The organism is Rossellomorea sp. DUT-2, assembly GCF_052665285.1.
This window is the reverse complement of record NZ_JBQPEO010000001.1, coordinates 293,608-308,743: the sequence shown is the minus strand read 5'-3', so window position 1 is coordinate 308,743 and position 15,136 is coordinate 293,608. Positions and strand designations below refer to the sequence as shown.

Below are 15,136 nucleotides of genomic sequence, written 5' to 3'. Positions count from 1 at the left end.
TATCTCCATAAAAAAAACAGACTCACGAATGAGTCTGTTTTTGGAGTTGTAAAGTTAGATTATGCTTTACGTACGTTAGCTGCTTGTGGTCCACGAGCACCTTGTTCAACGTCGAAAGATACTTCTTGACCTTCGTCAAGAGATTTGAAACCTTCACCTTGGATCGCTGAGAAGTGTACGAATACGTCGTCTCCACCTTCTACTTCGATGAATCCGAAACCTTTTTCTGCGTTAAACCATTTTACTTTACCATTTTCCATGTTTGTTGCCTCCTAAAGTGCTTTACACACAATGTATTACTATTCTTGCGATATCAGGTGAAAAATCAAATCTTGTTCTTCCCTCGTATACCGGACAAAAATAATTCTTCTATAGAATAACAGGAACGAAAGAAATAAGCAAGTTCTTCGAGGAGAAGTTTTGAAAGTCAGACCTCTGACAAAACCTTACCTCCAACAAATGGTCTCTTGATATGACTAATGATTATTACCTTAACGCCCGTTAAAGCGCTACCATTACATTTATCAATATTTATCACTAATGGGACTCTAAAATGAAGGGTAAACTGTGGTATAATGAGAGAATATGAAAGGGAGTGCCCAATGAAATCCACAAAAAATCGTTTTAGTAATGGCGCAATGGTTACGATAAAGGAAACTGGCGAAACAGTGACAGTATTGAAATGGCAATACGTAAAAAATATGAAGCGATTCTCATATATCGTAAAAGAACATCCTGGCACATTTTATTTTGAGGAAGAATTAGAAGTCAACTAAAAAGAAGTGATCATATCTAATATGATTTGGCAAGGACTCTTACCTGAATTCCAATAGAGTCCTTTTTACTTTTAATGGCAAGACGGCGCTGACCGTTTAGAATCCTTTATAAAGATTTATCTACATAAAAAGAAGAAAGCCTGCATCTTTTAAATAAGATGCAGGCTTTCTTTATGTATGACCTGTGAGGGATTCGAACCCACGACCCCTTCCCTGTCAAGGAAGTGCTCTCCCACTGAGCTAACAAGTCGCAATGGAAGGTATATATTAAATTATAGTCATGATGAGAAAAATGTCAATCATTTTTTGTTCTATACATTTCCCTTCTGGGAATTCATGTATAAAAGAACATTTGTTCGCATATACTGTGGGTACACTTCCAGGAGAGGAGCTCACAAATGAATACGGTATTACAGCGCTCATTCATGGACCAACGCACCATTGAAATCATCTATATGAATCCTGAGTCCATATGTACGAAAAGAAAAATCATCGTAAAAAAAATCGACGGGGATATTATTCTCGCCTATTGCTTATTACGAAAAGAGTTCCGCAGATTCCGACTACATGATATCTTGGCTGCTTATCCCCTTCTTCCTGATAAGAAACGAACCATATCCTAGTTGGAAACTAAAACACGTGAGGCCGACCTGATAAAGGGTCAGCCTCACGCATCTTTGTTTATGCTGTTGCTTTTTTGGGTGTTTTGTCTTCTCTTTTAATGAAGAATTGTAACGCGAGCATAATAGCAAATAATACTAAACCAATGATGTCTGTGCTTCCCTCCGGGTAGATCAGCATTAAACCGGCGGCAACACAAAGGAATCGTTCAATCACAAACACTCTTCTGTACCAATACCCGATCATCCCTGCCCCTATGGCCATCATTCCGGTTATTGCCGTAAAGACAACCCATAATAGTCTCGGGATGGTTGTATCAATCATCAGCAACTCAGGAGACAGGACGAACATATACGGAATTATAAAGGCGGCAATCGCTAATTTAGCAGAATTGACCCCTGTCCGTATCGGCTCTCCCCCCGACACCCCGGCGGCGGCAAATGCTGCAAGAGCCACCGGTGGGGTAATGTCTGCAATGATACCAAAGTAAAAGACAAATAAGTGAGCCGCTAACTCAGGTGCACCTAACAGGATGATCGCAGGTGCCGCGATTGTGGACGTAATTACATAGTTGGCCGTTGTAGGTGATCCCATACCTAATACAATCGATGCAATCATCGTAAATACCAGGGTCAGGATTAACTTACCTTCTGATGAATTTGTTAAATCGGCAGCAAGGTCAACTAAACCATTCGCAAGCGTCAGCCCTAATCCCGTTTTCGTCACTACGCCGACAATCATCCCGGCAGCCGCAGTTGCTACAGCTACGGAAAGTGCAGTACGTGCACCGTCTACGAGTGCGTCGACAGCATCTTTAAATCCAATCCTTGTCTCTTTTCGAATCGCGCTAATCACGATCGTAGCAACAATTGACCAAAGGGCTGCACGCATAACACTCATACCGCTGACTAATAAAATAATGACCGTAAGAATCGGCATTAATAAGTAAATTTTCTTTAAAACTTCTTTGCGATTAGGCATTTCTTCTTCTGAAAGACCGCGAAGACCGATTCGCTTCGCTTCAAAATGAGTCATAATCCAAATTCCTGTAAAATACAAAAGAGCTGGAATGGTGGCAGCCTTTGCGATATCCCAGTATGAGATTCCACCGATGAATTCAACCATTAAGAATGCTGCAGCTCCCATGATTGGCGGCATTAACTGACCACCCGTTGAGGCTGCTGCCTCTACTCCACCTGCAAACTCTTTACGATAGCCGAGCTTTTTCATCATTGGAATCGTAAAGGAACCAGATGTTACAACGTTCGCAACGGAACTTCCGCTGATCGTTCCTTGCAGGGCACTCGAGAAAATTGCAACCTTAGCAGGACCACCAGTGCGTTTACCGGCAATGGCCACAGCTAAATCATTGAAATATTGCCCTACGCCTGTTTTAACGAGGAAGGCCCCGAATAGTAAGAATAGGAAGATGAAGGTTGCTGAAACATATAGTGGTGTTCCAAGAATTCCTTCACTTGTAAAGAACATCGTCTTAACGATATCGTCCCAATCATATCCCCTGTGTGCAAGGAATCCAGGCATCAATCGTCCATAATACATATAGAGAATGAAAGCAGAGGCAATAATCGTGATGGGTAAACCGACTGCACGACGGGTTGCCTCCAATACTAAGATCATCGCAGCAAAACCAACATAAAAATCAAGTGATGTCATGATGCCTACTCTGCTCACAATATCATCTTGCATAATCGGCCAGTATGCACCAATTCCTACAGATATGACAGAGAGGACGACGTCATACCATGCCACTTTATCTTTTCGCAGATTCTTTTTCCTAGCAGGAAACAGAAGAAAGACAAGTGACAAAGCAAACCCTAAATGAATGGATAATAATAATTGTCTAGGGATAAATTGAAAGATCGATGCGACTAATTGAAATAATGAAAATGCTAATAAACCATAGAAAATCACCCATTTAAACAGTCCATGGTGCAGCTTTCTCGTTGATGATTCAGGATCATATTTTTCTAATAATTCTTGTTGTTGTTCAGAGGTTAATGATTCGAATTCTTTATCTTTTCCCAACAACGGTCACTCCTTTCCACTGATCATATAGTGTTTGTTTCTTTAAATGCATCCGAACGACAGACCCTTTATCGAAATAATCAGCTAAAGGATAGTCTTTACCATCCAATATGAGACGATGATTGGCTACCACTTGTCCGATGCGAATATCAATGTATGGAAACACTTTATTCATATTTGAAATCAAGTATTTTCCTTCTTTTGTCATCTCGAAGGTTTCATTTCCTTCTGCATTTGCAGGCATACCAATTGCAGTATCCTCATAAAGCAGCTTTGTCTGTTGAATTTGATTTGTAGATTGGCGATAAAACTCTTCTACTTCTGAGAGATGAATAGAATGAGTGTAACGAACCGAAAATGTATGATCTTCAGGAAGTGCGAAAAGGACTGGATCACCCTCAGTACTCCTCGGTTCAATTACCAAATATGTTTGAAAGGGAATAAAAATGATGAATAAAAGAACAAGAATAATGAGAGTTGTTCCTATGAATGAAATTTTCTTCATAACAAAGTCCCCACCATTCCATTTATTACTGCTGTACTTGCCATTTTTTTAGCCTATACCAAAACAAAAGAATAGACCGTTTTACGCGGCCTATCCCTTCGTCCATCTGTTGGTGTGGATCTATTCCATTGAAACGCCTTTTTCATCAAAGTATTTCTTCGCACCAGGATGTAATTCAATCCCCATACCCTTTAGTCCATCTTCAGCCTTGATTAACTCACCTTTGGCATGAGTGATTGCATCTGTATTTTCAAAAATGGCTTTTGTAACATCATAGATTACATCTTCGGAAATATCAGCATTTGTTACTAACATTGCACGAACCGCAACAGTTGTAACTGCCTCATCGACTTTACTATACGTGCCTGAAGGAATTTCATCTTCAGAGTAGTATGGATATTTCTCGATCAGCTCACTGATTTTACCGGATTCAACCGGTACGATTGTGATATCTTGCGTTGCAGCCAATCCTTCAACCGCTCCTGTAGGAGTACCTGAAGTAATGAACGCCGCATCGATTGTACCATCCTGGATACCAGTGGTTGAATCATCGAATGATAGATTACGTGCTTCTAAATCCTCTAACGTAATTCCGTGAACCTCAAGGATTTGTTTCGCGTTCAGTAAAGTTCCAGAACCGGCTTCACCGACAGAAACAACTTTACCTTTCAGATCTTCAACGGACTTGATACCAGAATCCTTTGTTGTAACGATTTGAATCGTTTCAGGATATAGAGTGGCAATTCCTCTTGCGTTTTCTACTTTATTATCGCTGAACATTTCAGTTCCTTCCGATGCATAAGATGCGATATCGGTTTGTGTAAAAGCGATTTCAGTTTTACCATCTTTAATGGCCGCCATATTTTCAGCCGATGCCCCTGAAGTAGAAGCCGAGGATTTGATTCCTGTTTCATCTTGAATGATCTTAGCGAATGTTCCGCCTAACGGGTAATATGTACCCCCTGTTCCACCTGTAGCAATCCCAATGAAGTCAACCTCTTTGTTACCTTCACCCTCAGATGATCCTCCACCTGATCCTCCGCCACATGCAGAAAGAATGACAGATAGAACTAGAAGTAGTGCAGTACCTAGAAATAAACTGCGTTTTTTCATATTCTAATTCCCCCTATACAATTTTATACTTTAACGAAATAATTGTAACACAGTCTGTAACAATCTTGTCAAATCAAATACATAAAATTTTAACAATTTTTATAAAAAACCCTTTCTACAGCCATTACACTCTAAATGAAATCTATAGTACGGCTTGTTCTTGTTATGTCAATTATCTTACAAATGTATACTGAATGTATAAAGCGATTACATTTCTCCTCTCTATTTTCTTCCCCTACGCATGTTTGTCCACGGTAAAAAGACTGAAGAGGAATTATTCCTCTCCAGTCCTTCTGTTATATATCAGGAAATGATCTAGCCTATTAATTCCTCATCCTCGAATTTCATCTTATCTTCTTCTGAAATATTTTCTTCACGGTCCCGTAGACTATGTGCAATTCTCGAAGAAGCATTTGCCGCAATACTTGCCACGATATCATCTAAAAAGGTATGTACACCCTTCCCGTTCTTTGTATCGAGGTCACGGATGATACCGATCTTATTCTTATCAAGATGACCAAAAGTGGTAACAGCGATACTTCCATATCCTAATGCTGCACCTAGAGCAATGGTCTCATCTACTCCAAACAACCCTTCATCTGATTCTACAATGGATTGAAGTGGTTCGGAAAGCTTCTTCTCTTCAGCAAGCTGATCCAGTTCTACCCCTACAAGTATCGCATGCTGAATCTCTCTTTTTAATAATACTTTCTTCACACTGTCGATACAATCTTCCATATTTAACTCATGATTATATGGATACTGCATTTCATAGACGATTTCAGCAATATCTTCTATAGATACTCCTCTATCTTTCAGCCTCTGTAGTGCAGCTTTCGTTACATCCCTTGAATGTACAGGTTTATTCATCGTAATACCCCTTTCTGAACAGTACATTAACTCACTCGAATTATACCATTCTTTTGAATTTTCGTATTGTAATCCGCTTTAGGGAATTATCGAAGAGAATATGATACAATCTTTCTGTAAACGTTAACACTTATTATAGGAGGATATCGTCATGACAACCGCAAGAGGAACTGTAACCGAATTAAACCTCTTTAGTAAAGAACTAAATGAAGAGATTAAGATGCTCGTATATTTGCCAGCTACTTTTTCTCCCCTCTATAAATATTCACTACTGATCACCCAGGATGGTAAGGACTATTTCCAGCTTGGAAGAATCCCCCGTCTGGCTGATGAACTTCTCGGAAATAAGGAAATAGAAAACATGATTATCGTGGGAGTCCCATATAAAGATGTTGAAGACCGGAGAAGAAAATACCATCCACACGGTGAAGAAAACGATTCTTACATTCGCTTTTTAGCACATGAATTGGTCCCGTATCTAGACGAGCATTACCCAACTTATCATATGGGAATGGGACGTGCCCTCGTTGGTGATTCATTAGGAGCGACTGTCTCATTGATGACTGCATTAAAATACCCAAACACATTTGGCAAGGTTCTCCTGCAGTCACCTTTCGTCAACGAGAAAGTGTTGGAAGCCGTAGAAAGCTTCTCACAGCCTCCATTGTTAAGCATTTACCATATCATTGGTAAGCAGGAAACAGAGGTGAAAACGACGGACGGCAAAGTAAAAGACTTCTTAAAGCCAAACCGTAAGCTTCACGAGACATTCGATCAGAAAGGATTCTCTTCCTTTTACGATGAATTCGACGGAGATCATACGTGGAAACATTGGCAACCCGATTTGAGACGTGCTTTGAAAATGATGTTTAACTAAACCCCGACAAGGCAAGGGACCACCCTTGCCTCTCTTTAAATGAATGCAGGGACCCGCCGGCATCACTTGATAAAAGGAGAACCTATCCGTTCGCCCTATATTAAATTTTTGAAAAATTTGCTATACTATACATAATACAAAGATTGTTAAATAGAGGAGGATTGAAGAAAATGAATTATGGTATAGTCATTTTCCCATCGAAAAAACTGCAAGATATCGCAAACTCTTATAGGAAACGTTATGATCCTCATTATGCATTGGTTCCACCACATTTGACATTAAAGAATGTCTTTAGTGCAGATGATGATCAAATCAAGGATATAGCTGATAAATTAAATGTTATTTCAAAGAAATACGATCCCTTCAATTTAAAAGTGTACAAAGTAAGTTCTTTTCAGCCTGTGAACAATGTAATCTATTTCAAGGTGAACTCCACTCCTGAACTGCAAGGGTTACACGATGACATGCATAATCAAAACTTCATGGGTGACGAGCCGGAATTCGCTTTCGTTCCTCACATTACTGTCGCTCAAAAGCTTTCGAATGATGAGCACTCGGATATTTTCGGATCCCTGCGTATGTTGGGAATCGATCATGAAGAAACCATTGACCGATTCCATTTGTTATATCAATTGGAAAACGGCTCTTGGACAGTTTACGAAACCTTCCGTTTAGGAAAGGAAGAGTAAGAGTTGAAGGTCGAAGTTGCAAAAACAGAAGATCAGATCCAAGAGGTATTCAACATAAGAAAGACAGTGTTTGTGGAAGAACAAAAGGTTCCACTCGAAGAAGAAATCGATGAATTCGAGAACGATTCCACTCACTTTGTCCTTTACGACCAAACACACGCTGTAGGTGCAGGCCGTTTCCGTATTCTAGATGGACTTGGGAAAGTTGAAAGAATATGCGTCTTAGAATCCGTCAGGGGAAAAGGAGCTGGGCGTGAAATCATGCTTGCCATTGAAAAATATGCAAAGCAGGAGCACTTATCCCAATTAAAATTAAATGCCCAAACATATGCCATCCCTTTTTATGAAGGCTTAGGTTATAAAGTTACATCTGATGAATTCCTGGACGCAGGGATCCCTCATAAAACAATGAAAAAGGATATCTAAAAGGAACAAGCGATGAAGCTGATCAGCTTCATTGTTTGTTCCTTTTTTGCTTTATCAATTCCCATATAAAGAAGTATATTACATTATCAACTCGTCGATAATGGGAAAGTGTAAGGGAAGGGGGATCCTTATGGAATTCATGTCGATTGCCGTCGAGTTAATTGTAGGATATTTTGCCTTATTGATTCTTACAAAAATCCTTGGTAAAACTCAAATCACTCAAATATCTGCTTTTGATTTCATTTCAGCTTTAATATTAGGTGAACTTGTAGGTAACTCCTTATATGATGGCAAAGTCAGTGTGCTTCCGATCCTTACAGCCATTTTCATTTGGGGAAGCTTGATCTTTTCCACAGAGTATTTCACTCAGAAATCGAGACGATTCCGCCATATGCTGGAAGGAACACCTGCATTGATCATTAATAAAGGGAAGATTAACTTTGATGAACTCAAGAAGAATCACTTAGATCTTAATCAGCTTCAGCATTTACTTCGGGCTAAAGATATTTTCTCAGTAAGGGAATGTGAATATGCCCTTTTGGAGTCTGACGGTACGCTAAGTGTCATTAGAAAGCCCATTTATGAAATCGTTCAGCGCAAAGACCTAAATATCCCTGTGAAAACAGCTACTCTACCACTTTCTTTAATCGTGGACGGAGAAATCGTTTATGATAATTTAAAGCTGGCCGAGCAAAAAGAGGATTGGTTGTTAAATGAAATAAAAAAACAAGGCTTCCTCTCTTCCGAAGACGTTTTATACGCCGAATGGGAAGAAGGAGAAAGCCTGTTAGTTCAAGGGTATTAATGGGGCATAATGATGAGTTCATTCTCCCTTATCGTGAAGGATAGGAGTTTCTTTCGTTCAAAACTGGTAAGGTAAGCCGTCACCGATGTCCTGAACAAGAGCCATTGCCCCACATTCGTTACAGCTATTCTATGTAATTTCAAATACTCTTTTACTACTTTTTCAAAGGAATAACCTTCTGAACTCTCATTCACAAGTGTTAGAAGAGATCTCATACGTTCTTCATGAAGATCGATATTCTCCTGAACCGTATTAACAAAGTTTTCTTCATAATCCCCGTGTCCCGGAATCGCTCCTTTGCATGGTATGTGAAGGAGTTTTTCTAAGGAATCCAGCGTTTGATCCGCATCAATGATAAACGGAATGACATGCTTTTCCAACGTATCCCTTCCAAAATAACTGTCCGCTGCATATAAAACATCATCAACTAGCAACCCCACCTGACCATATGAATGACCTGGTAATTCAATTGCTTCAAAAGTGAAAGGACCAATGCTATTTTCACCAATCTTTAACTCATCATCAATGACCACTGATTGTCCTTCAAGAAACTTATTTCTCAAATCATTTATGGGATTAGCTCCATTAAAAAGATAAATCGGTTCTAGGATCGAATTCTCCATGATCGCTTTTTCAAGTTTTGGAGCAAACAATGGAGTCCCATGTTTGTTCTTCAAGAAGTGAGCTCCTCCAAAATGATCTGCGTGGGCGTGGGTGATGACACAATAATCCAAAGGCAGTCCTTCATTGGATAAGATTTTGATCACTTTCTTCATGGCAGAATCATCCAAACCACTGTCAATAAGAAGACCCTTTCCTTCTTTGATGCAGTAGCCAATGGTAACACTCCCGGTAAATGCATAGCAATGCTCGGCAAGGTTTTGTAGTTTCAAGTGATTACCTCCAAATATGTCAGGGGCCCGATATGGGCCGTTAATGAAAAAAAACCCATAAGGAATGCTCCTTTTGGGATTTTTCAAAGTGCCTAAAAAATGCCCCTCAAACTTCTCTATACATATTCGTTAAAGTGCTTTCCTTTTCCTGTTAGCTGGGCTAATAATGTTGCCGGGATGGAAGGTTTAGAGAGTGCTTCGTATGAAGTTTTGCGTTGTTTTGATTGAAGTACATGATAGGACGATTCTGCTTCTTCAGTATGTCCTTGAGTTTTATTTTTCATGGGTTTTACAGGTTGTACGGGGAGAAAGGTAAACGGATGTTTTTCAACTTTTAATTCTCGTTCCTGATACTGTTTATACTGATGATGAGGAATTGGAGCAATGTATCCCATTTTCATTACCTCCTTGGTATTAGTTACCCATATAGGGTTGAACATTAAACTCTTTTTAGGCTTATCGATTCTATGGGCTGTCGAGATTGTTGATATATGTACCATGTCTGGATGATAAATCTAAACACGTTTACACCATAGTGAAAAAATAAATAGGAGAATTAACATAAAGTACGTGTTGAGACACACCTTTATGTCCATTCTCCTTTAATTTTATATCTTTTATTTCTTCCCCTTGTTTAACATATTGGAGATGGTTCCAAAGTCTAATTGCTTTCCATCATTCACAATCGACTGCACAATCTTATTTTCCATTTCCTTGTTTACGGGTTTATTGGCAATTTTAGATACGCGTTTAATGACGCTTCTAACGGTTGCTTCATCTTTGAAGTTTGCATTTTGTAATGAGTTCGCAAGCTCTAACACTTCGTTCATGTTTACGCCTGTCTTCTTCTCTAAATTCTTAAAAAAGTTATTATTCATTTCCATCACGCCTCCTTTTAACTATAAGCATCATATGTAAAAAAACCAGGAGCGTGATTAAGAATTTCCCAAACAAAACAAAAAGACAAAATCCCTCTAATGAGGATTCTGCCTTTTGTACCCCTTTCTAACAGAAGCTAGCTCCAACGATAATCAAGAGAATGAAAAGCACAACAATCAATACAAATGTTGAGCCATAACCGCCGCCGCCATATCCACAGCCACCGTATCCATATCCATACATATAATTTCACCTCTCTTTTACCTTTAGTCTCTTATAACATATGTATAGAGAGAACAATACGTATGGGCTTTTGGAGAATTTATTGTGTGTTTGTCCAATTGTACAGGTCGAAGGTCAGGTTTCCTTCGCGGTCCAGTTGGGCAAGGAAAATGGATTCAACTTGCAATTGTCTTTTGGCTAGCTCTTTTTGTAACCAGGGCAGGGGAAATCCCACTTCCTGCAGGGCCGCTTCATCTATTTCCCCATCTGAAATGACTGCCTGTGGAGGGGTGGACTTTTGTGAGATTTTATATACATCTTCTCGAACAAGCGGTCTTTTTTCTCTTCTGAGCAAAACACTTAGATCTCCATTGGTATCCAGTGACGCGAATTCCACATCTGCAGCTCTGAACACGTCCTTCTTTCTCAATTGTTCCAGCAGTTCATCAACGGAATACTTTTCTTTCTTTAAAGCCTTCTCATCTATATTTCCATCCTTTATGAAAACAGTCGGTTTCCCCTCGGCAAATCGTCTAAATCGAACGCTCTTAAGAGAAAGAAAGGAGAAAATGAGCGGAAAGCTAAACCATAAAAAGATGCTCATCAGTCCTTCACTTAAAGGAAGTCCAAGATCCATTGATAGTGTCCCTGCAATGCTCCCAACCGTGATTCCTGTAATGTACTCAAAAAAAGACAATTTAGATAGCTGCTTCTTCCCTAGTAACTTGGTTATGGCAAATAAGGAAAGTAAGATAAATATACTGCGTAACGCTACCTCTAAGTATTCAGGCATCGTTCTTCACCTCTATCATCCTCTAGGTTTGAAAAGGAGTGCCCCTATGAAACCGAATATGATTGCGGACGAGATCCCTGAGCTTGTCACTTCAAACATCCCGGTAAGGACTCCCACTATCCCATGTTCCTGTGATTCCTGCATGGCTCCATTGACCAGGGCGTTACCGAAACTTGTTATGGGAATGGTCGCTCCTGCACCGGCAAAATCAATGAGAGGTTCATACAATCCAAATCCTGAAAAAACCGCCCCTGCCACCACTAGTAAGCTTAATGTGTGGGCTGGAGTTAATTTAGCAACATCAAACAGTAATTGACCAATCACACAAATGATCCCGCCTACTGTAAAGGCCCAAAAAAACATCGCTAACACTTCGTTTCCTCCTTTCCTTTACATGTATTCAATGGAAACCGCATGAGCAATACAGGGTATTGTTTCTCCTTGCTGAAATGTCAATGGTGATAACAAGGCTCCCGTCGCCACAACTAAGATGCGTTTATATGTCCCTTTTTTCATTTCATTTAATAGGTGACCGTACAGGACTGTAGCTGAACAGCCTGGACCACTGGCTCCGGATTGGACCGGCTGATTTTCTCCATAAATCAGTAATCCACAATCTTTAAATTGATGATCCGAGAAGTTGAATCCTTTTTCTTTCAGCATTTCAACAGCTGTCCGCCTGCCGATCTTAGCCAGATCACCTGTGATGATCAAATCGTAGTAAGAAGGATCTCTCCCCAGGTCTTGAAAATGACCTGCAATCGTATCAGCAGCAGCCGGTGCCATGGCTCCTCCCATGTTAAAGGGATCTTTCAACCCCATATCCATCACCTTGCCGATGGTTGCAGAGGTAACTCTCGGTGCAGGGGCTGTAACAGACTTTCCTTCTCCAATTACTGCGAAACCAGCACCTGTTACAGTCCACTGAGCTGTTGGAGGCTTTTGACCGCCATATTCAGTCGGGTAGCGGAATTGTCTCTCAGTTGCAGAATTATGGCTGGATGCCCCTGTCACTACATGCTGAGCCCCATGATAATTAACCAAGAATGCAGATAACGCCAACCCCTCCATCGACGTCGAGCATGCTCCGAATAATCCGAAGTACGGGATTCCATTGGTCCTGGCAGCAAAGCTTGATGGGGTAATTTGATTAATAAGATCCCCCGTTAAGAAAAACTGTACATCGCTTTTTTGGAGAGACTGTTTATCCAACGCAATCTGAACCGCATCTTCAATGAGAGTTCGATTGGCTTTTTCATATGTGTCCTGTCCCATCCACAGGTCATCGTAAAACTGATCAAAGTCCGAAGCTAAGTTCCCTTTCTTTTCAAATGGACCACCAACGACACCGGTCGACAGGATGGCCGGATGTGTAGGAAAGACCCATGACCTTGAACCCTGAAGCATTATATCACCCCCAGTTGAATTAAGATTGTCTTGATTAATGCCACGACAAAGGCTGAGAATACCCCGAATACAATGACCGAACCTGCAAGCTTGAATATATTGCCGCCGACACCCAAGACATACCCTTCCGTTTTATGCTCGATGGCTGCTGATATCACTGAGTTTCCGAACCCGGTGACAGGGACAGCACTACCCGCCCCTGCGAATTGACCGATATGATCGTACACGCCAAAGCCCGTCAGAAGCATGGATATAAATACCATGGTGGCAACAGTTGGATTCCCTGCCGTCTGTTCTGTGAAATTAAAGAAATAAATAAAGATATACGTAATGACCTGACCAACCAAGCAGAAGAATCCCCCCACAAAGAATGCCTTCAGTACATTTTTAAGTAGAGGCCTCTTTGTTTCATATTGTTTTTCCAACTGTTCGTATTTTTTCTGTTCGGGCGTTTTTGGTGATTTCCCCACAAAACATTCCTCCTACGTCTTTTCCTTTTGAAGCTTCACAATATCCTGGAACTTCTTTTCCGCATCTTTCTTTGGAATCGAACCTTTCTTAAGCTTTTCCTTTAAGCGGATGGTTTCAAGAAAGATTTTGTAATCACTGGACAATATAAAGTCTTCATCCGGATATTTATCTTCTAAATAACGATCCATCTTTTTTTCGATCTTCTTCATATGAAATCTTTGCAGATGCTTCACTTTATATACCACGAGCGTTTCTTCTTTTCCTTGAATGACCGCTACGTCATATAGCTCTTTCATTTTCGAAATTTCCCTCTTAATGGCATGTCCATAGCTGTCTGTTTCAGGATTGTCCACTAACTCAATGGGCGGCGGATCGGTTTTCTTCATAAGCGCAATCTTGCTGTCATTTCCATCTTGCTTATTGGCGCAACCTATTAAGACAAGTATCGTAAGTGGAACGATGATGATTCGTTTTTTGTTCATGACATATCCCTCTTTTATTTGTACTCATGTTTTATTTTTTTCTTAAAGTGAGATTTTATGAAAAAAAAAGACTGCCCATTTTGAGCAGCCTAACTTTTCTTCACTTTTGATCCACAACCGCACCCTTTTTTCTTAATGGGGGAATTTATTGGTTTCTTGCTATTTGTAGAAGTATTCTTCATAATGATCGCCCTCCTTTTACCATGACCCTCACGACCATTATATGTGCGATAGTGCAAGCTTGTTTCCACTAATTACCTAATGAACTACTCTCTTAACCAACTTTGGACAGCCGCCTCTAATATGGAAGCAACTCCAGCAACTGCCAATACTGTGATAATCGGGATGAAAAATTGAGGAAAAAAAACATTCCCTCCATAAAGGAATACAGCAACCCACATACCTGTACACCAATAACATGATAATAGCTCACCTATAAACCCTTTTATTCCACCTTTTTTGGGTACAAGGAAGATTTCTTCCACCCCATCTTCTGACATTTCAGGTACTTCATCAAAAAAAGGAGACCTTAAGAATTCCGTTATTTTATCAAATACGATGAGGTGAGTCATTCTAAACACAGCAATACCCAATATAATTATGTCAAGTATCTCCATATTCCCACTCCTTATATAAACTATATCCCGCCCAATTTAGTTAAAAGGGGCATTTGTCCGTTACCCAATTTCCTCTTCTACAATATGTTATTAGTGTAGTGAAAATTATTTAAGGAGGAAATTCTTATGGGTTGCGGTAATCACAGAAGAGATGACATTGCAGGTGCAAGAGACCGCGGTTGTGTATGCCTTGCTGTTCGCGCTATTAAAGATGTTCAAGATGCAGCAGATCAAGACTGTTTTGATTGTAAAAATGATTGTTTTCTTGAGCCATTAGGATCTTTGGTAAGTCCAGTTGGAAATGCACCAAATACTCGTGTTTTCAAACTTTATAATAAAAAAGGAGACCTATTCAAGGTTCACCCTAAACATTATTGCTGGAAAACACCTTACTTCCGTGTGAAGAATGTATTTGACGACTGCTGTGCCACACTTCAAGTATTGAAGAAAGTTCATGTTACAGGTGAAGACGTAGAATCAGAAGACGAATTAATGGGGTTAAACAATAACTTCATTTACGAATTGACTGGAGATTGTATCACAGTTGATCTGGATTGCTTCTGCGCTATTCAATGTATCGATGATGTAAGAGTAGAAGGAGTTTGTGACTAATCAGCACGAGAATAAAAAGCCAGTCGGAATTT

Annotated in this window: 22 protein-coding genes and 1 tRNA gene; 7 read left to right on the top strand and 16 right to left on the bottom strand. The window is 40.0% G+C overall.

Annotated elements, in window-relative coordinates; all coding sequences use genetic code 11:
• Positions 1–59: 59 nt before the first annotated feature.
• Positions 60–260, bottom strand: coding sequence for a cold-shock protein (locus ACOSV2_RS01645; RefSeq protein WP_034763533.1), 201 nt, complete (start codon positions 258–260; stop codon positions 60–62).
• Positions 261–602: 342 nt separating this feature from the next.
• Here ACOSV2_RS01645 and ACOSV2_RS01640 point away from each other — a divergent pair, with 342 nt between their 5' ends.
• Entirely contained in the window at positions 603–776 is a 174-nt protein-coding gene (locus ACOSV2_RS01640; RefSeq protein WP_181778143.1) for a hypothetical protein, read from the top strand.
• 178 nt (positions 777–954) lie between these two features.
• Here the strand turns inward: ACOSV2_RS01640 and ACOSV2_RS01635 are convergent.
• A tRNA-Val gene (locus ACOSV2_RS01635) sits at positions 955–1,026 on the bottom strand.
• A 148-nt stretch (positions 1,027–1,174) separates the two neighbouring features.
• Between ACOSV2_RS01635 and ACOSV2_RS01630 the strand changes: the two genes are divergently transcribed.
• Positions 1,175–1,399, top strand: a complete 225-nt coding sequence (locus tag ACOSV2_RS01630) for a hypothetical protein (protein WP_428973688.1) — start codon at positions 1,175–1,177, stop codon at positions 1,397–1,399.
• A gap of 58 nt (positions 1,400–1,457) precedes the next feature.
• On the opposite strand, the gene ACOSV2_RS01625 is transcribed toward ACOSV2_RS01630, so the two are convergent.
• The 4 genes from ACOSV2_RS01625 to ACOSV2_RS01610 all read right to left on the bottom strand — a co-directional run bounded on the left by ACOSV2_RS01625 (position 1,458) and on the right by ACOSV2_RS01610 (position 5,931).
• Positions 1,458–3,443 carry a TRAP transporter permease gene (locus tag ACOSV2_RS01625; protein WP_428973687.1) on the bottom strand — a complete coding sequence of 662 codons (1,986 nt, stop codon included), beginning with the start codon at positions 3,441–3,443 and terminating at the stop codon, positions 1,458–1,460.
• Positions 3,430–3,948 (bottom strand): DUF1850 domain-containing protein, encoded by a 519-nt coding sequence (locus ACOSV2_RS01620; RefSeq protein ID WP_428973686.1) that lies wholly within the window; start codon positions 3,946–3,948, stop codon positions 3,430–3,432. Before ACOSV2_RS01620 ends, ACOSV2_RS01625 begins: the two co-directional genes overlap by 14 nt.
• Positions 3,949–4,068: 120 nt before the next feature.
• A complete protein-coding gene (locus ACOSV2_RS01615) occupies positions 4,069–5,061 on the bottom strand; it encodes a TAXI family TRAP transporter solute-binding subunit (protein ID WP_428973685.1) in 993 nt (330 codons plus the stop codon).
• 315 nt (positions 5,062–5,376) lie between these two features.
• Positions 5,377–5,931, bottom strand: coding sequence for a phosphatidylglycerophosphatase A family protein (locus ACOSV2_RS01610; protein WP_113969989.1), 555 nt, complete (start codon positions 5,929–5,931; stop codon positions 5,377–5,379).
• Positions 5,932–6,082: 151 nt separating this feature from the next.
• Here ACOSV2_RS01610 and ACOSV2_RS01605 point away from each other — a divergent pair, with 151 nt between their 5' ends.
• The 4 genes from ACOSV2_RS01605 (at position 6,083) to ACOSV2_RS01590 (ending at position 8,728) form a co-directional block, all read left to right on the top strand.
• Positions 6,083–6,808, top strand: a complete 726-nt coding sequence (locus ACOSV2_RS01605; protein ID WP_428973684.1) for an alpha/beta hydrolase — start codon at positions 6,083–6,085, stop codon at positions 6,806–6,808.
• 170 nt (positions 6,809–6,978) lie between these two features.
• Positions 6,979–7,497 carry a YjcG family protein gene (locus ACOSV2_RS01600; protein WP_113969987.1) on the top strand — a complete coding sequence of 173 codons (519 nt, stop codon included), beginning with the start codon at positions 6,979–6,981 and terminating at the stop codon, positions 7,495–7,497.
• Positions 7,498–7,500: 3 nt separating this feature from the next.
• The gene (locus tag ACOSV2_RS01595) at positions 7,501–7,923 is read left to right on the top strand and encodes a GNAT family N-acetyltransferase (protein WP_113969986.1); all 423 of its coding nucleotides are present in this window, start codon (positions 7,501–7,503) and stop codon (positions 7,921–7,923) included.
• A 130-nt stretch (positions 7,924–8,053) separates the two neighbouring features.
• Positions 8,054–8,728, top strand: a complete 675-nt coding sequence (locus ACOSV2_RS01590; protein WP_428973683.1) for a DUF421 domain-containing protein — start codon at positions 8,054–8,056, stop codon at positions 8,726–8,728.
• On the opposite strand, the gene ACOSV2_RS01585 is transcribed toward ACOSV2_RS01590, so the two are convergent.
• The 10 genes from ACOSV2_RS01585 to ACOSV2_RS01540 all read right to left on the bottom strand — a co-directional run bounded on the left by ACOSV2_RS01585 (position 8,725) and on the right by ACOSV2_RS01540 (position 14,492).
• Positions 8,725–9,621, bottom strand: a complete 897-nt coding sequence (locus ACOSV2_RS01585; RefSeq protein WP_428973682.1) for an MBL fold metallo-hydrolase — start codon at positions 9,619–9,621, stop codon at positions 8,725–8,727. The two genes, ACOSV2_RS01590 and ACOSV2_RS01585, sit on opposite strands and share 4 nt — an antisense overlap.
• 116 nt (positions 9,622–9,737) lie before the next feature.
• Positions 9,738–10,016 carry a hypothetical protein gene (locus ACOSV2_RS01580; protein ID WP_428973681.1) on the bottom strand — a complete coding sequence of 93 codons (279 nt, stop codon included), beginning with the start codon at positions 10,014–10,016 and terminating at the stop codon, positions 9,738–9,740.
• A 222-nt stretch (positions 10,017–10,238) separates the two neighbouring features.
• The gene (locus tag ACOSV2_RS01575; RefSeq protein WP_113970022.1) at positions 10,239–10,499 is read right to left on the bottom strand and encodes a stage VI sporulation protein F; all 261 of its coding nucleotides are present in this window, start codon (positions 10,497–10,499) and stop codon (positions 10,239–10,241) included.
• Positions 10,500–10,626: 127 nt separating this feature from the next.
• On the bottom strand, positions 10,627–10,743 hold the full coding sequence (locus tag ACOSV2_RS01570) for a YjcZ family sporulation protein (protein ID WP_082051146.1): 117 nt from the start codon (positions 10,741–10,743) through the stop codon (positions 10,627–10,629).
• Positions 10,744–10,822: 79 nt separating this feature from the next.
• Positions 10,823–11,515: a DUF421 domain-containing protein gene (locus tag ACOSV2_RS01565; RefSeq protein ID WP_428973680.1), complete on the bottom strand. Its 693-nt coding sequence runs from the start codon at positions 11,513–11,515 to the stop codon at positions 10,823–10,825.
• A 15-nt stretch (positions 11,516–11,530) separates the two neighbouring features.
• Positions 11,531–11,887, bottom strand: coding sequence for a stage V sporulation protein AE (spoVAE, locus tag ACOSV2_RS01560; protein WP_428973679.1), 357 nt, complete (start codon positions 11,885–11,887; stop codon positions 11,531–11,533).
• An 18-nt stretch (positions 11,888–11,905) separates the two neighbouring features.
• Positions 11,906–12,922 (bottom strand): stage V sporulation protein AD, encoded by a 1,017-nt coding sequence (gene spoVAD, locus ACOSV2_RS01555; protein ID WP_428973678.1) that lies wholly within the window; start codon positions 12,920–12,922, stop codon positions 11,906–11,908.
• On the bottom strand, positions 12,922–13,392 hold the full coding sequence (gene spoVAC / locus ACOSV2_RS01550; RefSeq protein ID WP_113969979.1) for a stage V sporulation protein AC: 471 nt from the start codon (positions 13,390–13,392) through the stop codon (positions 12,922–12,924). Before spoVAC ends, spoVAD begins: the two co-directional genes overlap by 1 nt.
• Positions 13,393–13,404: 12 nt before the next feature.
• Positions 13,405–13,875, bottom strand: a complete 471-nt coding sequence (locus ACOSV2_RS01545; RefSeq protein ID WP_428973677.1) for a sporulation protein — start codon at positions 13,873–13,875, stop codon at positions 13,405–13,407.
• Positions 13,876–14,141: 266 nt separating this feature from the next.
• Positions 14,142–14,492 (bottom strand): DUF1360 domain-containing protein, encoded by a 351-nt coding sequence (locus ACOSV2_RS01540; RefSeq protein WP_113969977.1) that lies wholly within the window; start codon positions 14,490–14,492, stop codon positions 14,142–14,144.
• Positions 14,493–14,618: 126 nt separating this feature from the next.
• Between ACOSV2_RS01540 and ACOSV2_RS01535 the strand changes: the two genes are divergently transcribed.
• Complete coding sequence (locus ACOSV2_RS01535) at positions 14,619–15,104, top strand: CotY/CotZ family spore coat protein (protein ID WP_397553776.1); 486 nt, start codon at positions 14,619–14,621, stop codon at positions 15,102–15,104.
• Positions 15,105–15,136 lie beyond the last annotated feature (32 nt).